Raw genomic sequence first — 22581 nt, forward strand, 5'->3', positions numbered from 1 at the left:
TTCATAGATCTAACCAAGGAAGAAGAATGCCAACGCTGAATGTTGTGTTTCTCGATAGAGCGACTATCCCATCTCAAATTCATTTAAAGCCTCTGAGCTTTGAGCATGAATGGGTAGAGTATGACCTTACTGCTCCTGAGCAAGTATCGGAGCGAGTTGAAGAAGCTGATGTGGTGATCACTAACAAGGTAGTGCTCAATGAGTCGAATCTCGCTGGTGCGAAAAAACTCAAGTTGATCGCGGTTTCAGCGACCGGTGTCAATAATGTCGATGTGGAATACTGCAAATCTAAAAACATTGCAGTGACAAACGTGCAAGGCTATGCGATTCAATCGGTTCCTGAACATGTCATCGCAATGCTGTTTGCACTTAAACGAAACCTTGTTGGTTATCATAAAGACATTGAGGCGGGCGAGTGGCAAAAGGACAAGCAGTTCTGCTTCTTTACTCATCCGATTCAAGATGTGGCTGGCAGCACACTGGGGTTGATGGGGAGTGGCAGCTTAGGTCAAGCCACCGCAATGTTAGCCAAAGCGATTGGTATGAAGGTGATGTTTGCCGAGCGAAAAGGAGCAGAGTCTTGTCGAGAAGGGTATCTACCTTTTGATACGGTATTGAAGCAAGCGGATGCGATCAGTCTACATTGCCCATTGACTGATGCGACCCAAAATCTGATTTCAGAGCGAGAGCTCACAATGATGAAATCGAGCGCGGTATTAATTAATGCCGGGCGCGGAGGTCTAGTAGATGAACAAGCCCTAGTTGGGGCTTTGAAAAAACATGAGATTGCAGGCGCAGGTATGGATGTGTTTACACAAGAGCCAGCCGACAACTCAAATCCACTATTGGCTAATAGCCACTTACCGAACTTATTACTCACTCCACATGTGGCGTGGGGCAGCGACAGCTCGATTCAAAAACTGTCTGATATCTTAATGGATAATATTGAAGGCTTTATTGCGGGTAGCCCGCAAAACATAGTGAATTGACTCTAAAGCTATGTAGCATGAATTAAAACAAAAAAGGTTGGCCTGTAGGCCAACCTTTTTAGATTGTGTGTCGATTAAATGACTTAACCTTGCGGTTTAACCACCAATACATTGATTGGTGAGTTCTGTACCACTTTGCTTGCAACAGAACCAAGCACAACTTTGTCGATTTTCGAACGCTTATGGCTAGGCATCACGATAAGGTCAGCGCCCAGTTTTTCTGCGTAATCTAGAATCGTTGTGTAAGTCTTGCCTTCGGCAACGTGAACTTTATACACCACTTCATCGTCAATGTGCTTGTCAGCAAACTCTTTCAGCTGATTTTTAACATCAAGCTTCATTTGGTTCGCTGCATCTTTCGGGAAGTAAGACGCCACCATCGACATGTGAATGCCTGGTAGTACGTTCAGAATGTGGATTTCAGCATTGCTGTGTTTTGCGTGCCATACCGCCAGTTCGACTGCCTTATCAGAAAAGCCTTTGTCATTAAGATCAACAGGAACAAGGATTTGTTTATACATGTATTCGTCTCTTTTTAATCAGCGCTAAGCTTTCACTTAGCACTGTAATTATCCTTTCCATGTAATAAAGCCAAATAGCGCTAAGCACTACTCAGCATTATCCATTACGCGCTAATCTCATCCTTACGAGCACGTCTTCTTTGGTTCATCGCTAAACCAATCAAAATGATCAGAGCTGGTAAGAATACCCACTCTTTCATTGGTCGATCTGCATCTTGGATAACGGATTTGATTTCCCAATCGAAATCAATACCAGCCGCTTCTGCTGGGCTACCGAACTCAACCATATCAACAATCATCTTGCCTTCTGATTCAGTCAGCATTAGACCCATAGAGGCAATACGATCTTCACTTGAGGTCGCAGAATCTTCAAACGGCAGGCGAACTGTCTTTTCAGAATAGTCACCTTCTAAGTTTTCGCCACCTACTCTCAATTCAAGTGATTGTCCCACAGATAGGTTTTCTGTGATTTGAGCGATCTCAACTCCAGGTGAAAGAACTTTCTCTGGATAAATCATGTCCCACCAGAAACCTGGGCGGAAGAAAGAGAAGGTCAGAACGATAAGCAGTATAGTTTCCCACCACTTGTTCTTGGTGAACCACCAACCTTGAGTTGCTGCGGCAAAGATAAGTACCGCAGTCACAGAAGAGAAAATCGTTAGTGCTAAGTGCCACCAAGAATCAATACCCATCAACAGTAGTTGGGTATTGAAGATGAACATGAATGGCAAGATAGCGGTACGGATATCATAGGTGAAGCCTTGGATACCAGTACGAATCGGATCTGATTTCGCAATTGCCGCTGCTGCAAACGCCGCGAGACCTACCGGAGGTGTATCATCCGCAAGAATACCGAAGTAGAACACAAATAAGTGAACCGCAATCAGTGGAATGATCAAGCCGTGCGCTGCGCCTAGGGTCACGATTACCGGAGCCATCAGCGTTGATACAACGATGTAGTTCGCCGTTGTTGGCAAGCCCATACCTAAGATCAAGCTGATTACTGCAGTGAATAGCAACATAAGAATGATGCTACCGCCTGAGACAAACTCAACGAAGTCCGTCATTACTAGACCGATACCCGTTAGAGTCACCACGCCTACAACCGTACCTGCAGCCGCTGTCGCGACACCGATACCAATCATGTTACGTGCGCCTGAAACCAAGCTCTCTGCGAGATCAACGAAGCCAGCTTTAGTTTGCTCTGCAAGATCGTCTGATTTGTTCATCAGAGTCATTAACGGACGCTGAGTGATCAGAATGAAGATCATGAACACGGTCGCCCAGAATGCCGACAGACCTGGAGAGAAACGTTCAACTGTTAAACACCAAACAAGCACCACGATAGGCAATAGGAAGTGCAGGCCAGACTTAATTGTTGGACCTGGATCCGGAACTTCTTTGAGATCCGCATCGATTTCCATGCCGCCTTCAGATGCGTATTTTGCTGATACACGAACCAGAGCGACATAAGCGACTAATAGAGCCACCGTTACGATTGGTGTTGCAGCATCGCCAAAGACATCTTTCGTCCAACCGACACCGTAGTAAACTGCGGCACTGATAACACACAGACCTAAAATGGTACCCGTGAAAGACAGTAAGCTTTGTACGATAGTTGGTGTGTGGCGACGAGGTAGGCCAGTCATACCTGCTTTACATGCTTCTAGATGAACAATGTAAATCAGAGCGATGTAAGAGATCAGAGCGGGCAGTAGCGCGGCTTTGATTACTTCTACATACGAAATGCCCACATACTCAACCATCAAGAAGGCTGCTGCACCCATGATAGGTGGTGTTAATTGACCATTGGTTGAAGCCGCGACTTCTACTGCGCCTGCTTTAGTGCCCGGGAAACCAACACGCTTCATTAGCGGGATAGTAAAGGTACCCGTGGTTACCACGTTCGCGATAGATGAACCTGATACCAAACCAGACAGACCTGATGCGACAACGGCTGCTTTCGCTGGGCCGCCTTTCATGTGACCAAGCAGTGAGAATGCAACTTTAATAAAGTAAGCACCGGCGCCAGCACGTTCTAGCATTGCACCAAACAGTACAAACAAGAATACGAATGACGTTGATACGCCAAGTGCCACACCGAATACACCTTCAGTTGTTAGCCACAGATGCGACATTGCCTTGTTCAGGCTCGCACCTTTGTGGGCAATAACGTCCGGCATGTGAGGGCCGCCAAAGGTATAAAGTAGGAATACTGCTGCCACAACCATAAGAGGTGGACCCAAAGCGCGTCGTGTTGCTTCAAGCAGTAAAACCATACCGAATACAGCCGCAACAATATCGAATGTTGTTGGTGCGCCCGATCGCTCAGCGAGTTCAGTATAGAAAATATAGATATAAGAAGCTGAAAAGCTACCTACAAGCGCTAATATCCAATCGACTGCGGGGATGCGATCCCTAGGCGAATTCTTCATGGCTGGATAAGCGGTAAAGGCTAGGAAAATAGCAAACGTAAGGTGAATTGCTCGAGCTTCAGTGTCGTTTAAAATTGCGAAGTTAAAAATGAACGGCAGCGGAGATGCATACCAAAGTTGGAACAGTGACCAACATAGAGGCACAAACCATAAAATACGGCCTTGGATACCACGAGGGCTACGCGCACCAGTATCTGATTGTGCCACCATTTCTTGCACATCTGGAGACGGTGATGTTGTCTGCGTCATGTACTTTATCCTTATTATTGATGGTCTGCCTTTTCTTACGAACAACCAAACGTTATTTATTTCCTATCTAGTGTAGTGAATGGATAGGGAAATGCGTTTTTTGTTCGTCTTTGTCTTAGGCTTGATACGAAGGTAAGTCCTCCAAATTGGAGAAACTTAAAGGGCTGTTCTTTTCACTTAAATTATTTTTATAAAACGTGAAAAGCCAATAAGGAGGGCTAGCCTCCTTATTGGTGTAGTAGGCTTAAAGTAGAGTTACTTTAGAAGGCCCACTTCTTTGTAGTATTTTGCTGCGCCTGGGTGAAGAGGGATAGAGATACCCGCTTTAACCATGTCTTCTTTTTTCAGGTTAGCAAATGCTGGGTGTAGGCGTTTGAAAGTGTCAAAGTTTTCAAATACTGCCTTAGCAACGTTGTATGCAACTTCTTCAGAAACGTCTGAAGTTGTTACCATAGTAGCTGCAACACCGAAGCTGTTTACGTCAGCGTCAGTACCACGGTACATACCAGCAGGAACTGTGCTGTAAGCGTAGTATGGGTTTTCAGCTACGATCTTGTCGATCTGTGGACCTGTTGCTGAAACCAGTTTTGCATCACAAGACGTTGTTGCTTCTTTGATTGATCCGTTCGGGTGACCAACCATGTAGATGAATGCATCAATTTTGTTATCACAAAGTGCTTGTGAACGCTCAGAACCTTTAAGTTCAGAAGCAAGCTTGAAGCTGTCGTTAGTCCAGCCCATAGCGTCCATTACAACACCCATCGTTGCACGGTCACCAGAACCTGGGTTACCAATGTTTACACGCTTACCTGCTAGGTCAGACACATTGTTGATGCCAGCATCAGTACGAGCGATGATGTTGAACGGTTCTGTATGTAGAGAGAACATCGCGCGAAGTTTCTTGTATTCGCCCTGATCTTTGAACTTACTTGTACCGTTGTAGCCGTGGTATTGCCAGTCCGATTGAACAACACCGAAATCTAGTTCACCAGCACGGATGGTGTTAACGTTGTAGATTGAACCACCAGTAGACTCTACAGAACAACGAATGTTGTGGTCTTTGCGGCCCTTGTTCACTAGCTTACAAATCGCACCACCAGTTGGGTAGTAAACACCCGTAACTGAACCAGTACCAATCGTGATGAACTCTTGAGCGTTAACAGCGCCAGCGCCCATTACAGCAGCTGCAATAGCACCAACTTTAATAAGTTTGGTAAATGCCATGAATTTCCCTTCCTTTATTCATTATTAACCCTGAAACAAGTGTAGTTGCTTCAGGAGTTTCCTATTTGGAAACGGCACCTTTTTCAATCCATGTGATGAAAAAGTGGCTGAATAATATCAAAAATTGGCAGAAAATTACTCGAATGTTAAAAGATATAGCTAAAAAATCTAACAAATGATGTCTTGATCTCGTGTTTGATTTGCTACTGAGTTTTTTAAAATCAATGGTTTAGTGTGATTTTGGAAGGGAGGTATGGATATTCTAGGATGTGATTTGGATCACGAAGCAAATAGATACTCGTGATCCATTAATAAGGCTGATAGTTATGAAACAGCGATCAATTATCCTGCGTATTCAAACAGTTCACACACTGAATCAAACAGTTGCTTAGTGGTAACCGATAACGTTGGGGTAATGAAGATAGTATCATCACCTGCGACTACGCCCAGTATACCTTCCGACTTACCTAGTGAGTCTAATAAACGAGCAATCAGCTGCGCCGCACCAGGACCTGTGTGTATCACCACCAATGCATTGTTGTGGTCAATATCTAGTACTAATTCTCTTAGAGAGCTAGAAACGGTCGGAACACCTAGCTCAGCAGGAAGACAGTAAACCATCTCCATTTTTGCGTTACGAGTTCGAACGGCACCAAACTTGGTTAACATACGCGAGACTTTAGACTGGTTGATGCTTTCAAAACCTTCGTGTTTTAGGGCATCCACAATTTCGCCTTGTGAGCCAAAACGTTCTTCTTTTAGTAAGGCTTTAAATGCACGAACTAAGTTGTCTTGCTTTTCTGTATTGCGCATATGTCATTCTTATTCATTAACAAAGATGTTTGCATATTCTCGCATACATATTCAATTTTAGCCAAAACATCCCTGTAATTTGTTAGTCATATCACTGTAAATATTTAATAGAATAATGTGTTATTTGCGACGACTTATTTTGTTATTTCAGTCGATTATCGCCATAATGCGAACTTGCTGTGTAGCACGGTTTTATTGACTTGCGCGAAGTCGCAAAGCTAGCGTTAATTGATTGTAATCACTTTGTGATTAATATAGTTTTTTAACTTAGATTTAGCTCAAGAATTACCCTACAAAGAATCTATAAGAGAAAGCTCTCAAGGAGAATAACAATGAAAGTAGCTGTTATTGGTGCCGCTGGTGGCATCGGTCAAGCCCTAGCCCTACTACTTAAGAACCGCCTACCTGCTGGTTCAGATCTTGCACTTTACGACATCGCTCCGGTAACACCGGGTGTTGCTGCCGATCTTAGCCATATCCCAACGCCTGTTTCGATCAAAGGTTACGCGGGTGAAGATCCAACACCAGCACTCGAAGGTGCGGATGTTGTACTTATTTCAGCGGGTGTTGCTCGTAAGCCTGGTATGGATCGTGCGGATCTTTTCAATGTGAATGCTGGCATTGTTAAGTCTCTTGCAGAGAAAATCGCAGTTACTTGTCCTACTGCTTGTGTTGGTATCATCACGAACCCCGTAAACACAACAGTGCCAATCGCGGCTGAAGTACTGAAGAAAGCGGGCGTTTACGACAAGCGTCGTCTATTTGGTATTACGACTCTTGATGTGATTCGTTCTGAAACGTTCGTTGCTGAACTTAAAGACAAAGATCCAGGCGACATTCGTGTTCCTGTTATCGGTGGCCACTCAGGCGTAACGATTCTTCCTCTACTTTCTCAAGTTGAAGGCGTAGAGTTCACTGACGAAGAAATCGCAGCACTAACGACTCGTATCCAAAATGCAGGTACAGAAGTAGTAGAAGCGAAGGCTGGCGGCGGCAGTGCGACACTGTCTATGGGTCAAGCGGCTTGTCGTTTCGGTCTTGCTCTAGTGAAAGCGCTTCAAGGTGAAGAGAACGTGATTGAATGTGCATACGTTGAAGGTGAAGGCGAACACGCTCCATTCTTCGCACAGCCAGTTAAACTAGGCAAAGAGGGCGCTGAAGCGATCCTTAGCTACGGTGAGCTGAGTGACTTCGAACGTAACGCTTTAGATAGCATGCTTGAGACGCTAAATGGTGACATCGAGATTGGTGTTGAATTCGCTAAATAAGCGAAACGCTATTTAACTCAGACTTAAGCTAATTAATAAGGGCCGGTCATTATGATCGGCTTTTTTGATCCTGAAGTTCAAGCTACTCGTATTTAGCTTTACAATTAATGTGAAGGTAAATGTTATGGCTACTGTTCAGAAGGGTATGAATGTCGAATATTTGGGGCACTTAGGAAAAGTATTGGTAATTGATGAGCAAGAGCAGTACGCGCTAGTAGAGACTTACAACGGGCATGAGCAGTACGCGGTGCCAATGGAAGAGCTTGAAGAGATTGAAGCACAACTGCCGTTATCATTAGAAGCCAGTCGATATTGAATTTGGCTCACCTACAAATATTTGTTGAAAACCAAAAAAAAGAGCCCTGAGGCTCTTTTTTGTTATTTATATAGAAGCTAGAAGCGAGTTGTCTATTAAGCTGCTTACTTGCTGCGTTTAACAGATAAGTGTGCGAGCGTGGTTAGCGCTTGCTTATATTCAGAGTCAGGAAGTACAGAAAGCTCAGCGATGGCTTTATCGGCCTCTTCGTAGGCTTTATTTGTGGTGTACTCTAAAGAGCCTATCTCTTTCATCACAGCCATAATGTCGTCGAGACGTTCCATGCCGTTCGCTTTCTCAATCGCTTCACGAATCATACTTGCTTGTTCAGGAGAGCCATTATGCATTGCGTAAAGTAGAGGCAGTGTTGGTTTGCCTTCGGCTAGATCGTCACCAACGTTCTTACCCATCTCTTTACCATCAGCAGTGTAATCCATCACATCGTCAATCAGTTGGAATGCGGTGCCTAGGTATTTACCGTAGTTCTGCATTGCTGTTTCGATCTCTGGTGATGACTCAGTAAGAATTGCGCCGATTTGGGTCGCAGCTTCGAACAAGCGAGCGGTCTTAGAGTAGATCACCTGCATGTAGCTTTCTTCTGTGGTGTCTGGGTTATTGCAGTTCATTAATTGTTGAACTTCACCCTCGGCAATCACGTTTACTGCTTCACTCATTAACTCAAGGATCTTTAAAGATCCTAGCGTTGTCATCATTTGGAATGAGCGTGTGTAGATAAAGTCACCCACCAAAACGCTAGCGGCATTACCAAAAGCGGCATTGGCTGTCGCCTTACCACGTCTCATGTCCGATTCGTCGACAACATCGTCGTGAAGCAGGGTTGCGGTGTGAATAAACTCGATAAAGGCTGCAGAGGTGATATGAGCTTCACCTTGATAACCAAGTGCGCGAGCAGATAAAAGAGCAAGCAAAGGGCGTAGGCGTTTGCCACCACCGCTAACGATATAAAAACCAAGCTGGTTGATTAAACTTACGTCAGAATTAAGTTGGGCTTGAATTGTTTCATTCACTTTTGCCATATCATTGGCAGTAAGCGTTTGGATAGCTTTAAAATCCATTGTTCATCCGGCTGAAGTTAGACCCTGTAAGGCTTATACGTTGTATTTAATTGTTGAATAATACACTAAAAAACGTTGATTAATACATCGCTAAAGGGCATGATTGCCGCACTTTTCTTTGGCGAACAGGTTTTCGCCAATTTTTTAAAAATATGGCTTGTCATAGCGCCATGATTCCCGTAGAATCTGCGCCCTATTGATTAGTTTAGCGCACACCCGAGTTGTACAATTAACAACCATAGGCTGTGCGGAAAAAGCGGAGTAAAATATGTACGCTGTTTTCCAATCTGGTGGCAAACAACACCGAGTAAGCGAAGGTCAAACACTTCGTTTAGAGAAATTAGACGTTGAAACTGGTGCAACTGTTGAATTTGATAAAGTTCTTCTTGTTGCTAACGGCGAAGAAATCGCTGTTGGTGCACCTCTTGTTGAAGGTGGCAAGGTTACTGCAGAAGTAGTACAACACGGTCGTGGCGATAAAGTAAAAATCGTTAAGTTCCGTCGTCGTAAGCACTCGCGTAAGCAAGCTGGTCACCGTCAGTGGTTCACTGAAGTGAAAATCACTGGCATTAACGCTTAAGTATTAGGAGAGTTTAACAATGGCACATAAAAAAGCTGGCGGTTCTACTAATAACGGCCGCGATTCAGAAAGCAAACGTCTTGGTGTTAAGCGTTTTGGTGGTGAATCTGTTCTTGCAGGTAACATCATCGTTCGTCAACGTGGTACTAAGTTCCATGCTGGCACAAACGTTGGCATCGGTAAAGACCACACTCTTTTCGCTCTTACTGAAGGTAAAGTGAAATTTGCTGTTAAAGGTCCTAAAAACCGTAAGTTTGTAAGCATCGAAGCTGAGTAATTTAATCTTTAACTAGATTATTTTATTAGCTTTCAAGCTGAATTCAAAAGCCCTGCCGATTCGGCAGGGTTTTTTATTTATAGCAAGAATAAAAAAGCAGACGCTCTTGTTTTGGTTTTGAGAAGCCGTTTTATTTTTTGATAAACAGATTAGTTTTTAAGAAGCCGTTTGTTTTTAAGAAATAAGAAGCAAAGAACCTCTCCTTATTTGTTCCTTGGTTGCAGGTCGGCCTAGATCTTAGGTGATCGATCTAAACACGGATCTGCTAGAATTTATATCACTCCTTGATGAGTGGTAACGCAACGTAAGTGCGGAGTTAAAAAATGAAATTCGTTGATGAAGCGGTAGTAAAAATAGAAGCCGGTGATGGCGGTAATGGTACAGTTAGCTTTTGGCGCGAAAAATTCGTCGCTAAAGGTGGTCCTGATGGCGGCGACGGTGGTGACGGCGGTGATGTTTACATCCAAGCGGATGAGAACTTAAACACACTGATCGATTACCGTTTCCAACGTTTTTACAATGCAGAGCGTGGCGAGAATGGTCGCGGCGGTAACTGTACTGGTAAACGTGGTAAAGACATTACGCTGAAAGTACCAGTTGGTACGCGTGCAGTTGATATCCACACCAACGAAATCGTTGCTGAAGTTGCTGAACACGGCAAGAAAGTAATGGTTGGTAAAGGTGGTTGGCACGGTCTTGGTAACACGCGTTTTAAATCGTCTGTTAACCGCGCTCCTCGTCAAAAGACAATGGGTACTAAAGGTGAAGTTCGTGAACTGCGTTTAGAGCTTCTTCTATTAGCTGACGTTGGTATGCTTGGCCTACCAAACGCAGGTAAATCTACTTTTATTCGTTCAGTATCTGCTGCGAAACCAAAAGTGGCTGATTACCCGTTCACTACTTTGATCCCAAGCTTGGGTGTGGTAAGTGTTGTCCCTGAAAAGAGCTTCGTTGTTGCCGATATCCCAGGACTAATCGAAGGCGCAGCTGATGGCGCTGGCCTTGGTATCCGATTCCTTAAGCACCTTGAGCGTTGTCGTGTTCTTCTGCATATGATCGACATTATGCCGATCGATCAATCTGATCCTATTCAGAATGCACTAACGATCATCGATGAGCTTGAGCAATACAGTGAAAAAGTTTCACAAAAACCTCGCTGGTTAGTGTTCAATAAAGTTGACCTAATGCCAGAAGACGAAGCAGACGAAAAGATTCAAGAAATCATCGATGCTTTGGGCTGGGAAGGCGAGTACTTCAAGATCTCTGCTGTGAATAAAATCGGCACCAAAGATCTTTGCTTCAAACTAGGTGAGTTTATGGAAAACCTACCTCGTGAAGTTGTAGAAGTTGAAGAAGAAGAAAAAGTAGACTTTATGTGGGATGACTACCATAAAGATGCGATGAGCGGTAAGAATGTCGTTACTGAAGATGACGACGATTGGGACGATTGGGATGACGAAGAGGATGACGGCCATGTTATCTATGTTCGTGACTAATCCTCTTAGTTTCTCATAACGCATCGGTCGCTTCTTACAAGTACACTGATAGTTTTATTAAACCGCAATGAAAATTGCGGTTTTTTTGTATCTAAATCATGACGTCTTACTGTTTTTTATGCAAAATTTATCTTTAGATAATTAACGCCTATGGGAAGGAAATCATGGCATCAAAGCAAAGAGCGATCTCAAGACTCGTCGCTCAATCAGGACAAATGTTATTGGCGCACGGGGCAGAGAGCACACTGGTCGGCGATATCATGCGTCGCATCGGTATTGCTTGTGGGGTGAATGAGGTTGAAGTCGCACTGTCAGCCAATGCGCTTGTTGTAACTACCGTAATGGATGATCACTGTATTACCACTACTCGAAGTTGTGCTGATCGTGGCATTAACATGCAGGTTATCACCGACATTCAACGCATTTGCATCATGATGGAGAAGGGAATTCTCGATTATGATTTGGCGTATAAAAAGATTCAAAACATCAGCCCCGAGCGCTACAACCGTTGGTTAGTGGTTGTGATGATAGGGTTGTCGTGCGCCTCTTTTAGCCACCTTGCGGGCGGAGACTGGCAAGTCTTCATGATGACTTTTATTGCTTCAGCTTGCGGTATGATCGTCAGGCAAGAGATTGGGCACCGCCATTTCAATCCGCTATTAAACTTTGCTATCACAGCATTCGTTACCACGACCATTTCAGCTCAAGCCGTACTTTACAATATTGGCGGCCAACCCACGATCGTGATGGCTTCATCTGTATTAATGTTAGTACCTGGTTTTCCTCTGATTAACTCCGTCGCTGATATGCTTAAAGGCCATATTAATATGGGGTTAGCGCGCTTTACCATGGCCAGCTTATTAACTCTGGCGACGAGCTTGGGCATTGTCGCGGCGATGAGTCTATCAGATGTTTGGGGGTGGGCAAGCTAATGAGTATTTTCGAACTGTTTTTAGGTCTGCTCAACGATATGTTTTTCGCCGCTATTCCTGCGGTTGGGTTTGCATTGGTGTTTAACGTTCCGCAACGTGCGTTAATTTATTGTGCACTCGGTGGTTCTATCGGTCATGGTAGCCGGTATCTGATGATGCACTTTGGTATTCCAATCGAATGGGCGACGTTCTTCGCCGCAACCGTGGTTGGTATGATAGGGGTTCATTGGTCACATAAACTGTTAGCACATCCGAAGGTGTTTACGGTTGCAGCTCTAATTCCTATGGTGCCAGGTGTGTTCGCCTTCAAGGCGATGATTGCGATGGTGGAGATTAACAGGGCAGGCTACACGCCTGAGTTGTTGGCAATGTTGATGGAGAACTTTTTAAAATCGATGTTCATTATCGCAGGGTTGGCGGTTGGCTTAGCTGTGCCAGGGCTGTTATTCTATCGCCGTAGACCTATCGTTTAGCGTTAATTTTCTTTTTAGGGACAGGACTTTCGATTTATGATCATCAGCATGATAGCGGCAATGGCAAACAACCGTATAATTGGTAAAGACAATCAGATGCCTTGGCATTTACCTGCGGATTTTGCATGGTTTAAACGCTCGACTATGGGTAAACCAGTCGTGATGGGACGTAAGACCTACGATTCTATTGGACGCCCTTTGCCGGGTCGATTAAACATTGTGATCAGCCGTGATGCGAACTTGCAAATTGAAGGAGTGACCACGGTAACTTCTATTGAACAGGTTCTAGAGCTACTCAGTGATGTTGAAGAGGTGATGATCATTGGTGGCGGCTCTATTTATGAGAGCTGCTTACCTAAAGCGGACAAGTTGTATCTGACTTACATCGATTTCGCCGTCGATGGAGATACACAATTTCCTGACTGGGGTGAAGGTTGGAAGCAGAGCTTCAACGAGAGCTATCAAGCTGACGAGAAAAACAAACACAACATGGAGTTTGTGATTCTCGAGCGTTAACTGTGGTTATCAATAGCTAGTCTCTGAAAAATGCTTGCGTTACCCTACCAAGGTAGCGCAAGTTTCTCGTATCTTTATAGCGCTTTCTGAGTGAAAAACTGTTTATCTTCCCAGCGAAGAATTGTCAATTCACCTCCCCAGACGCATCCAGTATCAAGTCCAATTACGTCTTTTCCGTTATAGCCTTCAAGCGCAGCCCAGTGTCCAAAAACAACGGTTTTATCGAGTTTTATGCGTTGCGGAAGGTCAAACCATGGCACTAATGGTTCATCGGTAATCTCATTCGGTGGTAGCTTACATGCCATGTCGAGACGGCCATCTTCAAAACAGAAACGCATTCTTGTCAGGCTATTGATCGCATAGCGATAGCGCTCAATATCATGTAAATCCTGATGCCATAAATCAGGCGCGTTGCTGTACATGTTTTCGATTAGCCATTGCCATCTGTCCGACTTCAGCAAGGATACGATCTCTCGATTTTCAATGCGTGCTCTTTCTAGATTCCACTGCGGTGAGATACCCGCATGGCACATCACGAACTCTGGGTGTTCTTGAAGCAAAGGCTGTTGTCTTAACCATTCGATTAGCAGTTCACGATCTTCAGCATCAAGAATCGCTAGAGTCTTATCTTTTGGTTTCGCTGGAAATAGCCCTAAGGACACCGCCAAAAGATGTAAGTCGTGGTTGCCTAATACAACCTTAGCTGCGTCACCAAGGCTACGAATAAAGCGTAGCGTCTCCAATGATTTAGGGCCTCGAGCAACTAAGTCTCCAGCGACCCATAAAGTATCTTGGTGTTTATCAAAGTTGATGGTTTCAAGCAGTAATTGAAGTTCGTCGAAGCACCCTTGGATGTCTCCGACAATATAATTCGACACAATAATTTCCTATAGATACGGATGTACGGCTAATTAAGAATATTAGGGATTGCGAGTCTGAATGGGTCAACTTCGGTAATAAAATCAATGCCCTTGTTATCGGTCATCACATAGTGACCTTGCATAACGCCAACAGGGGTTTCGATGACCGTACCACTTGTGTAGGTGTACTCGTCGTTGGCTTCAATCACGGGTTGTTGGCCAACTACACCATCACCCTCAATGGTGAGCTGCTTGCCGTTAGAGTCGGTAATTAACCAGCGGCGAGACATAAGTTGCACCGTTGTTTTACTTAGATTTTTGATGGTAATAATGTAGGCGAAGACATAACGATTCTTCGTTGGCTCAGATTGTTCTTCTATGTACTTAGAGTGAACCTGGCATTTGATACAAGGCGTAGATATATCCATATTCGCACCTTTTGTTGTTGATATACTTAATGTAATTAAAGTATTACATAAAAAAGGCTCCTAACCGAAGTGTAGGAGCCTTTTTTATTTATTTGTCAGCGTTATGACTGTCGTACAACCAGTTTGCCATGTCGACAAACTGCTCGAGCGTTAAGTTCTCAGGACGCATGCTTGGGTTGATACCTAGCTCTTCAAGCACTTCCTTATCGATTAAGCTCTTGTAGCAGTTACGAACTGTTTTACGACGTTGGTTAAAGCCTTCACGACAGACGCGATCTAGCCATTTCAGATCTTTTGCCGGATAAGGCAGCACTTCGTATGGCTGTAGGCGCACGACTGCTGAGTCTACTTTCGGTGGCGGAACGAAGGCCGTTGGTGGAACTTCTAACACAGGCGTTACTTTACAGTAGTATTGAGCCATTACAGTAAGACGACCGTAAGCTTTACTGCCAGGGCCAGCAGCTAGACGGTTAACCACTTCTTTTTGAAGCATAAAGTGCATGTCTTGCACGTCTTTATGGAATTCAAAAAGGTGGAACATCAATGGTGTAGAGATGTTATATGGCAAGTTACCAAAGATGCGTAGCTTATTGTTTGGCTTAACCAGTTCTTGGAAATCGAACTTCATCGCATCGCCTTCACGGATCGTTAGCTTGTCCGCAAGATCTGGATGGTTACGAAGACGTTCTGCAAGGTCTCTATCCAATTCGATAACAGTAAATTTATCGACAAGCTTACCCACAGGCTCAGTAATTGCGCCTAGACCAGGACCGATCTCTACCAAGTTTTGACCTGGTAGTGGGTTAATACTCGATACGATGCCATCAATAATGTATGGATCGTTAAGGAAGTTTTGACCAAAACGTTTACGCGCTTTGTGCCCTAAGTGGACATCATTTCTCATTGCTTTTTCTCTACTAATTCAATGGCCTGCGTGAGCGCTGTTCTAAAGCTCCCTGTATCGGCTTGGCCTTTCCCTGCCAAGTCTAAGGCGGTACCGTGGTCGACTGATGTGCGAATAAACGGTAAGCCAAGCGTGATGTTCACTGAGCGACCAAACCCTTTGTATTTCAATACCGGGAGTACTTGGTCGTGATACATACCTAAAACAGCATCTGCATCTTGCAAATATTTTTCATTAAAGATGGTGTCTGCTGGCAATGGGCCAACTAAATTGATGCCATCTTTTTGGCGAATTTTTTCTAGCGTCGGGGTGATGGTTTCAATCTCTTCACGCCCTAAACAACCATCTTCACCAGCATGTGGATTCAAGCCACACACATAGATAGTTGGTTTCTCAATAGCAAATTTTTCAACCAAGTCTTTATTTAGAATAGCAATAATTTGCTCTAATCTGTCTTCGGTCACAGCTTGAGATACATAAGCTAGTGGGATGTGCGTTGTTACTAGCGCAACACGCAGCCCTTCAGTTGCCAACATCATCACCACCAGTGGTGTATTGGACTTCTCTGCAAAGAACTCGGTATGGCCGCTAAAAGCAACGCCAGCTCGGTTAATTACACCCTTGTGAACGGGGCCGGTGACAATAGCATCAAATTCATCATTCATACAGCCAATTGCTGCGGTTTCTAAAGTATTTAATACGTAATGACCATTAGCCTCATTGAGTTGACCTGCAACTGCCGTTTCAGCAAGTGGAACGTGTTTCACTACCAGTGTGCCAGCGCGTTGCGGTTGCTTAGCTGCATTTGCATCGTAGTCCAGAAGATCGACTTCGATACCAAGAATTTTAGCTCGCTCGGATAGCAGTGTTTTATCAGCACAAACCACGAGTTGATGAGGCCAACTTTCTTGAGATAGAGCCAAAGTTAAATCTGGGCCTATCCCTGCTGGTTCACCTGCGGTTATGACAATACGTTTAGTTGTTGTCATCTTGGTCGTCCTCAACCATCTCAACAAAGGCACTTGCTCTTACTTCTTGTAGCCAAGCACCAGCTTCTTCGTTGAATTTACGGTTAAATAGAATTTGGTAAGCTTTGTTTTTCAAAGCTGAATCGGTACGGTCGACTTCGCGACGGTCTAGTACTTCAACAATGTGCCAACCGTGTACGGTTTTGAATGGCGCACTGATTTTGCCTTCTGGTAGCGTTTCTACTTGGTGTTTGAATTCTGGTACATACAAATCTGGTGTTTGGTAGCCTAGCTCACCATCTTGTACTGCAGAACCTGGATCTTGGCTGTATTGCTGTGCAAGGTCGCCAAAGCTCGCTTCACCTGTGTTTACGCGGCGCGTGATCTCTTCAAGTTGTTCTTTCGCGCCATCGTCACTCAAGATTACGGTTGGCTTAATCAAGATATGACGAGCATTCACTTCCGTTACTGCTACGGTTTCTAAGCCTTTCACATCTTCAATTTTTAGAATGTGGAAACCTACACCGCTACGGAAAGGACCGATGATGCTGCCTTTGTTTTGCATTTTGATCTGGTCAGCAAAAATGGTTGGCATCTCTTCTTTACGCATCCAACCCCAATCACCACCTTGCAGCGCTTTAGGACCCTTAGAGTAAGTATATGCCATGGTGCTGAAATCTTTGCCTGAGTTCAGTTCTTCAACCAGTTCAGTAGCTTGAGCTTCTAACTCTTCTTTGGTTTGGTCATCATTAAAGCGCAGTTGAATGTGGCCAATTTTATATTGAACGGTCGCGTTAGTCTCTTGCGCTAAGATATCTGCTAGGTTATCAACTTCCGCAGGAAGAATATTGATACGGCGACGAACTAAGGCGTTACGAGCTTCACTTGCTGCAATCTCTTTTCTTACTTGCTCTCGAAATGCATTGTAGCTAAGGCCTTCTTCAGCAACCGATGCGGTAAGTTGTTCTACCGTTTGGTTGTTGTCTTTAGCGATACCTTCAATTGCTTGATCAAGTCGAGCATCATCAATACGAACACCGATACGTTCTGCTTCTTGAGTTTGAATAGTATCGATGATCAGTTTTTCTAGTACTTGCTCATTGAGCACATCTTGCGATGGCAGTGTTTGACCGCTTTTTTTTGCGTTGGCACGCAGTGTCTTCATCGAAGCATCGATGTCGCTTTGTAAGATAACGCCTTCGTTAACGATAACTTTTACGCTGTCTAGCTCAACCGGTGCTGCAAAGCTTGTTGATAAAGTACAAGTCGCTGCAATAGCAATTAATGTGCGTTTCCACAATGTCATGTGTAATCCTTTAAATTTACTGATTTCTTATCAGTAAAGAAAATTAGTTGTTTAAGAAGAATGGGCGACCGTAGCTCAAAGAGTTATCAGAACTGCTTTCCCCAATTGCACCGGAGTCAGAGCCGATATTGGTACCAAAGCCGATAATACCGAAGTTCACACTAAAGTTGTTTTCATATTCAGGAGTGATACTTGGATCACTAATGTTGTTCGTCAAACGGTTGCTATAGGTAAAGCCGATGTACCAACAGTCCGATTTATAATTTAGTCGAGCTAACCACTCTAGATCCTCTTGTGTGGTTAAGTCATAGAAATATTGAGCACTTGTGCTCCATTTCGGTGAAATTTGGTAGGCACCAAGTAAACCCGCTTGTGAGATACCATCTCTAGTTATTCCTGATACGTCAAAATCAACAGTTTCATTTATGTACTCTTCTGTTACATAGCGATAGTTGGTCTGTATGTAACCGCCTGCGAAGCGATATTCTAATGTGCTGTTGGCAAGTTGCATCGCAGTGGTATCGATGTCGTATTGCACACCACCATGGTAGAACAGGTAGTCATCATAGTTGAAGTCCATTTCGATAGCCCAAGACGAATAATTAGTTTTCTTATCAGAGTCGTCGTTGTCTAAAGTCTGTTTTGTATCTTTGTCGATATAAAAAATTTGGCCAAAAGAAATATTGAGACGTTCTTTATATTCATCATCAAAGAAACGAGACGAGGCGCCATAGCTGATTTGATTTGCCGCAGCAACGCGGTCTACGCCACTGTATTTACGACTTCTAAATAAGCCATAATAGTCGGTTTGTAACAGCGTAGTATCATAAAGACCAATATCGCTTTGATCTTCTTCTGGTACGTAAAGGTACTGAACTTGAGGTTCGAGTGTTTGAGTGTAATTACCTACAATTTTTGTATCACGTTCAAGAACGATACCTGCGTGGCTTCTAAACTCAGGTATTACACGTGTTACTGATTCCTCTAAATCTTCATACTCACTATCAATGTCATTCAGATCCTGTTGGTAGTATGTACCAAGTAATCGTGCTTCGGTTGTCCAAGTGCCCCAAGTGTTACCTACTGGGATTGTAATACCAGGTTCAACGTGAACACGAGTGGCTGATGGTTTGCCTGATGCGTCGGTATCGAACATTGATATATGACTGATTAAGTCAAAATCTAGGTAATCCATTACCTCAGGAGCATAGTAATTGTACTCGAGTTGTGGCATCAGACGATAAGGTAGATTGTTGCTCGTAGTAAGAACTTGGAAATCTCGTACAAGTACAGACGCATCCCAGTTTTGAGAACGGTAAGTTGCCTGGCCTTCCTGTAATAGCTGGCCATCTTCACGGTTACCTATGCTGCTTGAGCTAACGTCAGTAAAGTAATCAATATCACTCACTTTTGAGTAGTCGACTTCGAATAACCAAGACTGTTGGAATATACCTGAGTGCTGGAGTTGTGCACCCCAGCGGTCACCTTTCTCTTCGAACTTTTTATCATCAGGTAGGTATTCTGATTTGATGCTACCTGAACCAAAGTCGCTCAAATATCTGAATTTACTGTTGAGTTGAGTGCCACGCTCTTGCATGTACTTGAAAGTGGTTTCTAAGTCGTAGTTTGGTGCTAAGTTCCAATAAACTGGGATTTCAGCTTCAAAACCATCGCTTGAACCGTATGAAACTGTTGGGTACAAGAAACCGGTTTTACGTGTATCACCCACCGGTACCGTTAAGTAAGGTAAGTAAAAGACAGGAACACTTTGGATTTCAAAACGTGGATTATAAAAAGTGGCTTGTTCTTCGTCTTGGTCGACACTGATGCTCGATGCTCTTAGGCGCCAAGCGTTATCACCAATCGGGCAAGACGTAATCGAACCATCTTCAATCTCATAAACCGCTTTACCTGTTTTTGCAATATAAACAGCATCTCCGCGACCGGGCTCGCAAAGGAATTCGTAATCGGTGTTCTCAAGCGTCATTTCATCTGTAGTCAGATTATTGGTCGCTCTGTCTGAGATAGATTTGATTTGACCATCACTAAAGTTTACGTTGCCTTCAGCTACAACGATATTTTCTTGTTGGTGCAGGGTTACGTTATCGGCAACGATGGTCTTGTTCCCTTGCGTAACGACTACGTCACCTGAATATATTGCCTTGTCACCATTGATAGCTTCTAAGCGATCTGACTCAACATGAGCGGGTAGCTGTGTCTCGTTTTCTGCAGCGGGCTCGATCAAGCATTGATCTATAGAGGGCATTTCCTGCACACTACTATCGGTGATTGTTTCAGCTTGAGTTGTCGACACGTATAACGCCGTACTTATAGACGCGGCTAACAAGGTGCGGGAAAAAGATTGCATGAAGTTGAACTATCCTGTGTCACTAGATGAAGGGTTGATCTAGTATCAATCCAATTAATAAAGCATTTTCCTTATGATAAAGGAAATAATAGCATTCAGCATCATCAGACAGCATTACTCAGATAAAATTCATAGATAGAGAACACATAATGCAAATATTTGGCAAAATTTTGGGCGCGTTTTTTGGCTTTTTATTTGGAGGGCCACTCGGTTTAGTTTTTGGTCTGTTTTTAGGACACCAATTCGATAAAGCTCGCGGATTGAACCAATCAGGCTTCAATAGCTCTGGTTTTGGTCGAGGTCCAAGCCAAGCAGAAAGACAGAACGAGTTTTTTAAATCCGCTTTTGCGGTTATGGGGCACGTTGCTAAAGCGAAAGGGCAGGTAACGCCAGAAGAGATTCAACTCGCTTCTACCATGATGGAGCGTATGAACCTGCATGGCGAACAGCGTAAAGCAGCGCAAGATGCATTCCGTGACGGCAAAGAGAGCGACTTCCCTCTGAACGACGTACTTGAGCGAGTTAAAATCTCATCGGGTGGTCGTTTTGATCTTCTGCAGTTCTTTCTAGAGCTTCAGGTATCTGCCGCATTTGCGGATGGAAGTTTGCACCCGAGTGAACGTCAAGTTCTGCATAAAATAGCGCAAGGGCTTGGGTTTTCGGCAGCACAACTAGAACGCCGCTTGCAGATGCAAGAAGCTGCGTTCCGTTTCCAACAGCAAGGTGGAAGCTTTGGTGGCCATCAGGGTCATGGGCAATCATCAGGTTGGCAACAGGCTTCGCAACAGAACCAACTTGGCGACGCATATAAGGTTCTTGGTGTGAGTGAAAGTGCTGACGGTAAAGAGGTGAAGAAAGCCTACCGCAAGCTGATGAATGAACATCACCCAGATAAACTGATGGCGAAGGGCTTACCGCCTGAGATGATGAATGTTGCGAAAGAGAAATCGCAAGAAATTCAGAATGCTTATGACCTGATAAAGAAAGTAAAAGGTTTTAAGTAATTGAACACTAAACTGAGTAATAACAAAGTTACTCGGTTTTTTATTAAAGGGAATTATATGACGGTAACGTATCAGGATGTTCTAGAGTTTTGGTTCGATGAGTTGACGCCTAAAGATTGGTTTACTGGCGGCGCCGAGATTGACACTTTGATAGAGTCTCGATTTTCTGAATTGCATAAAGCAGCCATTCAAGGCGAGCTATTTGAGTGGCGCCAAACTGCGCAAGGACGATTGGCTGAGATTATCGTACTTGATCAGTTTTCTCGAAATATTGGTAGAAAAAGTCCGACAGCATTTTCTGCTGATCCGATGGCGTTGGCTCTAGCCCAAGAGGCGGTAGCGGGTGGTTTTGATCACCAGCTTAACGAGCAACAGAAAAGCTTCCTGTATATGCCTTATATGCACAGTGAATCTTTGTTAGTCCATGAACAAGCCGTGGAACTCTTTTCTCAAACGGGATTAGAGCATAATCTGGACTTTGAGTTTAAGCACAAGGTTATCATTGAGCGATTTGGTCGCTATCCGCACCGTAATGAGGTGTTAGGGCGAGCTTCGACTCCCGAAGAGATTGAGTTCTTGCAGCAACCGAGCTCAAGCTTTTAATTGTAGAAATACGGTCAAAGAATTGAGAAGAGGCTAGAGGTTAATAAAAACCTCTCGCCTCTTTTTTACTTTAGTGATCAACTTTAGCCTTAGAGCTAGTTTGCTTGGTTGAGCGACCAATCGTATTCATAACTGATGTTTTGAGTATTGGTTACTGCTTCAATTCGATATTGTTCTAAGTGCTGAATAAGCTGTTTCTTCGTACCAAAATCCACAGCAAACCATTCGTAAATCGATGATAGTTGAAGCTTATTGTTTGTAACCATCACGCCTTTGTCACTGCTTACAAACTCAGTTGCAGCTTGCTCTAGCAAGGCTTCAGTATTTTTAGAGGTAAAAGCGTCAGGTTGTAAGTTAGGGCAACCTAGGCTGGCACAGTTCACTGCATAATGCGTGCGAGGATCTTGCCAAATTGGTCTTAGGATTCGGTGTTCAATGTCATTGAGTGTCAGTGATTTCCCATTAACGACTACCACATCATCTCCCCACGGACCGAAACTAAATAGTCCGCCAAGTTTAGTTATGGATTTGATCGGGTAGGCATCAAGAATCAAATCGACAGTCACGGCGTTGTATAGGTTAACCCAATAGGCATACTGCTCCGCTTTTGAATAGTCGAGCGGATTCACCTGTTCGAGTTGCTTGATGTATTGTTTAAGCTTTGTTTTATCGGCGGTGTTCACTGCTTTATAGCGAACTAACGTATTTTGCCCCTGTTTAACCAAGTAGCTATCGAGGAATTGCTGCCAATCTTGATGAGATACCTGTTCTAGTTTGGTTTCGTCGCTTTGGTTCCAGTATGGCCAAAGATCGGACTTAGGCGCAGACCAAGCTAAGGTTGAGAAAAGTAGGCTGACAATAAAAAGTAGTTGTTTCATGGCATTCTCCTGATGACTGACTACTAAGACCTTAAGGCTTACCATTTTCTTTCATTGCCCTTCATTTAAATAAACATATGAAGTTAAGTTAAAAGCT

Annotated in this window: 23 protein-coding genes; 11 read left to right on the top strand and 12 right to left on the bottom strand. The window is 43.9% G+C overall.

Features of this window, described 5'->3' with window-relative positions; genetic code table 11:
* Positions 1-26 precede the first annotated feature (26 nt).
* Positions 27-989, top strand: a complete 963-nt coding sequence (locus AB4351_RS16530; RefSeq protein ID WP_372126608.1) for a D-2-hydroxyacid dehydrogenase — start codon at positions 27-29, stop codon at positions 987-989.
* 83 nt (positions 990-1072) lie between these two features.
* Here AB4351_RS16530 and AB4351_RS16535 read toward each other — a convergent pair whose 3' ends face one another.
* From AB4351_RS16535 to argR, 4 genes are all read right to left on the bottom strand, one after another.
* Positions 1073-1510, bottom strand: coding sequence for a universal stress protein (locus tag AB4351_RS16535; protein WP_017061372.1), 438 nt, complete (start codon positions 1508-1510; stop codon positions 1073-1075).
* Positions 1511-1614: 104 nt separating this feature from the next.
* The gene (locus tag AB4351_RS16540) at positions 1615-4194 is read right to left on the bottom strand and encodes a TRAP transporter permease (RefSeq protein WP_372126610.1); all 2580 of its coding nucleotides are present in this window, start codon (positions 4192-4194) and stop codon (positions 1615-1617) included.
* 255 nt (positions 4195-4449) lie between these two features.
* Entirely contained in the window at positions 4450-5418 is a 969-nt protein-coding gene (locus tag AB4351_RS16545) for a TAXI family TRAP transporter solute-binding subunit (RefSeq protein WP_017061374.1), read from the bottom strand.
* Between the two features lie 342 nt (positions 5419-5760).
* On the bottom strand, positions 5761-6231 hold the full coding sequence (gene argR / locus AB4351_RS16550; RefSeq protein ID WP_004740827.1) for a transcriptional regulator ArgR: 471 nt from the start codon (positions 6229-6231) through the stop codon (positions 5761-5763).
* Between the two features lie 332 nt (positions 6232-6563).
* Between argR and mdh the strand changes: the two genes are divergently transcribed.
* Complete coding sequence (mdh, locus tag AB4351_RS16555; protein WP_009847834.1) at positions 6564-7499, top strand: malate dehydrogenase; 936 nt, start codon at positions 6564-6566, stop codon at positions 7497-7499.
* A gap of 124 nt (positions 7500-7623) precedes the next feature.
* The gene (locus tag AB4351_RS16560) at positions 7624-7815 is read left to right on the top strand and encodes a hypothetical protein (protein WP_017061375.1); all 192 of its coding nucleotides are present in this window, start codon (positions 7624-7626) and stop codon (positions 7813-7815) included.
* Between the two features lie 104 nt (positions 7816-7919).
* Here AB4351_RS16560 and ispB read toward each other — a convergent pair whose 3' ends face one another.
* Positions 7920-8891 (bottom strand): octaprenyl diphosphate synthase, encoded by a 972-nt coding sequence (gene ispB, locus AB4351_RS16565; protein ID WP_372126611.1) that lies wholly within the window; start codon positions 8889-8891, stop codon positions 7920-7922.
* Positions 8892-9159: 268 nt separating this feature from the next.
* Between ispB and rplU the strand changes: the two genes are divergently transcribed.
* The 6 genes from rplU (at position 9160) to folA (ending at position 13165) form a co-directional block, all read left to right on the top strand.
* A complete protein-coding gene (rplU, locus tag AB4351_RS16570) occupies positions 9160-9471 on the top strand; it encodes a 50S ribosomal protein L21 (RefSeq protein WP_004740823.1) in 312 nt (103 codons plus the stop codon).
* A 19-nt stretch (positions 9472-9490) separates the two neighbouring features.
* Positions 9491-9748: a 50S ribosomal protein L27 gene (rpmA, locus tag AB4351_RS16575; protein WP_004735905.1), complete on the top strand. Its 258-nt coding sequence runs from the start codon at positions 9491-9493 to the stop codon at positions 9746-9748.
* 323 nt (positions 9749-10071) lie between these two features.
* Positions 10072-11244 carry an Obg family GTPase CgtA gene (gene cgtA, locus AB4351_RS16580; RefSeq protein ID WP_017061377.1) on the top strand — a complete coding sequence of 391 codons (1173 nt, stop codon included), beginning with the start codon at positions 10072-10074 and terminating at the stop codon, positions 11242-11244.
* A gap of 164 nt (positions 11245-11408) precedes the next feature.
* Positions 11409-12176: a threonine/serine exporter ThrE family protein gene (locus AB4351_RS16585; protein WP_017061378.1), complete on the top strand. Its 768-nt coding sequence runs from the start codon at positions 11409-11411 to the stop codon at positions 12174-12176.
* The gene (locus tag AB4351_RS16590) at positions 12176-12649 is read left to right on the top strand and encodes a threonine/serine exporter family protein (RefSeq protein WP_017062945.1); all 474 of its coding nucleotides are present in this window, start codon (positions 12176-12178) and stop codon (positions 12647-12649) included. Before AB4351_RS16585 ends, AB4351_RS16590 begins: the two co-directional genes overlap by 1 nt.
* Positions 12650-12685: 36 nt before the next feature.
* Complete coding sequence (folA, locus tag AB4351_RS16595) at positions 12686-13165, top strand: type 3 dihydrofolate reductase (protein WP_372126613.1); 480 nt, start codon at positions 12686-12688, stop codon at positions 13163-13165.
* A 74-nt stretch (positions 13166-13239) separates the two neighbouring features.
* Here the strand turns inward: folA and AB4351_RS16600 are convergent, their stop codons facing one another.
* The 6 genes from AB4351_RS16600 to lptD all read right to left on the bottom strand — a co-directional run bounded on the left by AB4351_RS16600 (position 13240) and on the right by lptD (position 19999).
* Positions 13240-14043: a symmetrical bis(5'-nucleosyl)-tetraphosphatase gene (locus tag AB4351_RS16600; protein WP_372126614.1), complete on the bottom strand. Its 804-nt coding sequence runs from the start codon at positions 14041-14043 to the stop codon at positions 13240-13242.
* Between the two features lie 29 nt (positions 14044-14072).
* A complete protein-coding gene (gene apaG / locus AB4351_RS16605) occupies positions 14073-14453 on the bottom strand; it encodes a Co2+/Mg2+ efflux protein ApaG (protein ID WP_004735899.1) in 381 nt (126 codons plus the stop codon).
* An 88-nt stretch (positions 14454-14541) separates the two neighbouring features.
* A complete protein-coding gene (rsmA, locus tag AB4351_RS16610; RefSeq protein WP_017062942.1) occupies positions 14542-15357 on the bottom strand; it encodes a 16S rRNA (adenine(1518)-N(6)/adenine(1519)-N(6))-dimethyltransferase RsmA in 816 nt (271 codons plus the stop codon).
* Positions 15354-16346 carry a 4-hydroxythreonine-4-phosphate dehydrogenase PdxA gene (pdxA, locus tag AB4351_RS16615; protein WP_372126615.1) on the bottom strand — a complete coding sequence of 331 codons (993 nt, stop codon included), beginning with the start codon at positions 16344-16346 and terminating at the stop codon, positions 15354-15356. The genes rsmA and pdxA overlap by 4 nt, the downstream gene beginning before the upstream one ends.
* Positions 16333-17631 carry a peptidylprolyl isomerase SurA gene (gene surA, locus AB4351_RS16620; RefSeq protein WP_065584690.1) on the bottom strand — a complete coding sequence of 433 codons (1299 nt, stop codon included), beginning with the start codon at positions 17629-17631 and terminating at the stop codon, positions 16333-16335. Before surA ends, pdxA begins: the two co-directional genes overlap by 14 nt.
* A 43-nt stretch (positions 17632-17674) precedes the next feature.
* Positions 17675-19999, bottom strand: coding sequence for an LPS assembly protein LptD (gene lptD / locus AB4351_RS16625; RefSeq protein ID WP_372126617.1), 2325 nt, complete (start codon positions 19997-19999; stop codon positions 17675-17677).
* A 149-nt stretch (positions 20000-20148) separates the two neighbouring features.
* Here lptD and djlA point away from each other — a divergent pair, with 149 nt between their 5' ends.
* Together djlA and AB4351_RS16635 are read left to right on the top strand one after the other, a co-directional pair.
* Positions 20149-21003: a co-chaperone DjlA gene (gene djlA / locus AB4351_RS16630; protein WP_017061385.1), complete on the top strand. Its 855-nt coding sequence runs from the start codon at positions 20149-20151 to the stop codon at positions 21001-21003.
* A gap of 57 nt (positions 21004-21060) precedes the next feature.
* Entirely contained in the window at positions 21061-21606 is a 546-nt protein-coding gene (locus AB4351_RS16635; RefSeq protein ID WP_017066942.1) for a DUF924 family protein, read from the top strand.
* Positions 21607-21701: 95 nt separating this feature from the next.
* On the opposite strand, the gene AB4351_RS16640 is transcribed toward AB4351_RS16635, so the two are convergent.
* Complete coding sequence (locus AB4351_RS16640; protein WP_137001752.1) at positions 21702-22484, bottom strand: DUF547 domain-containing protein; 783 nt, start codon at positions 22482-22484, stop codon at positions 21702-21704.
* Between the last annotated feature and the right edge of the window lie 97 nt (positions 22485-22581).

Origin of the sequence: Vibrio sp. 10N.261.51.F11, from assembly GCF_041471665.1 — a bacterium.
GTDB lineage: Bacteria > Pseudomonadota > Gammaproteobacteria > Enterobacterales > Vibrionaceae > Vibrio > Vibrio crassostreae_C.

Coding starts and splice junctions, on each gene's coding strand:
- AB4351_RS16530 (WP_372126608.1), top strand. CDS start 27: ATGCCAACGCTGAATGTTGTGTTTCTCGATAGAGCGACTATCCCATCT.
- AB4351_RS16535 (WP_017061372.1), bottom strand. CDS start 1,510: ATGTATAAACAAATCCTTGTTCCTGTTGATCTTAATGACAAAGGCTTT.
- AB4351_RS16540 (WP_372126610.1), bottom strand. CDS start 4,194: ATGACGCAGACAACATCACCGTCTCCAGATGTGCAAGAAATGGTGGCA.
- AB4351_RS16545 (WP_017061374.1), bottom strand. CDS start 5,418: ATGGCATTTACCAAACTTATTAAAGTTGGTGCTATTGCAGCTGCTGTA.
- argR (WP_004740827.1), bottom strand. CDS start 6,231: ATGCGCAATACAGAAAAGCAAGACAACTTAGTTCGTGCATTTAAAGCC.
- mdh (WP_009847834.1), top strand. CDS start 6,564: ATGAAAGTAGCTGTTATTGGTGCCGCTGGTGGCATCGGTCAAGCCCTA.
- AB4351_RS16560 (WP_017061375.1), top strand. CDS start 7,624: ATGGCTACTGTTCAGAAGGGTATGAATGTCGAATATTTGGGGCACTTA.
- ispB (WP_372126611.1), bottom strand. CDS start 8,891: ATGGATTTTAAAGCTATCCAAACGCTTACTGCCAATGATATGGCAAAA.
- rplU (WP_004740823.1), top strand. CDS start 9,160: ATGTACGCTGTTTTCCAATCTGGTGGCAAACAACACCGAGTAAGCGAA.
- rpmA (WP_004735905.1), top strand. CDS start 9,491: ATGGCACATAAAAAAGCTGGCGGTTCTACTAATAACGGCCGCGATTCA.
- cgtA (WP_017061377.1), top strand. CDS start 10,072: ATGAAATTCGTTGATGAAGCGGTAGTAAAAATAGAAGCCGGTGATGGC.
- AB4351_RS16585 (WP_017061378.1), top strand. CDS start 11,409: ATGGCATCAAAGCAAAGAGCGATCTCAAGACTCGTCGCTCAATCAGGA.
- AB4351_RS16590 (WP_017062945.1), top strand. CDS start 12,176: ATGAGTATTTTCGAACTGTTTTTAGGTCTGCTCAACGATATGTTTTTC.
- folA (WP_372126613.1), top strand. CDS start 12,686: ATGATCATCAGCATGATAGCGGCAATGGCAAACAACCGTATAATTGGT.
- apaG (WP_004735899.1), bottom strand. CDS start 14,453: ATGGATATATCTACGCCTTGTATCAAATGCCAGGTTCACTCTAAGTAC.
- rsmA (WP_017062942.1), bottom strand. CDS start 15,357: ATGAGAAATGATGTCCACTTAGGGCACAAAGCGCGTAAACGTTTTGGT.
- pdxA (WP_372126615.1), bottom strand. CDS start 16,346: ATGACAACAACTAAACGTATTGTCATAACCGCAGGTGAACCAGCAGGG.
- surA (WP_065584690.1), bottom strand. CDS start 17,631: ATGACATTGTGGAAACGCACATTAATTGCTATTGCAGCGACTTGTACT.
- lptD (WP_372126617.1), bottom strand. CDS start 19,999: ATGCAATCTTTTTCCCGCACCTTGTTAGCCGCGTCTATAAGTACGGCG.
- djlA (WP_017061385.1), top strand. CDS start 20,149: ATGCAAATATTTGGCAAAATTTTGGGCGCGTTTTTTGGCTTTTTATTT.
- AB4351_RS16635 (WP_017066942.1), top strand. CDS start 21,061: ATGACGGTAACGTATCAGGATGTTCTAGAGTTTTGGTTCGATGAGTTG.
- AB4351_RS16640 (WP_137001752.1), bottom strand. CDS start 22,484: ATGAAACAACTACTTTTTATTGTCAGCCTACTTTTCTCAACCTTAGCT.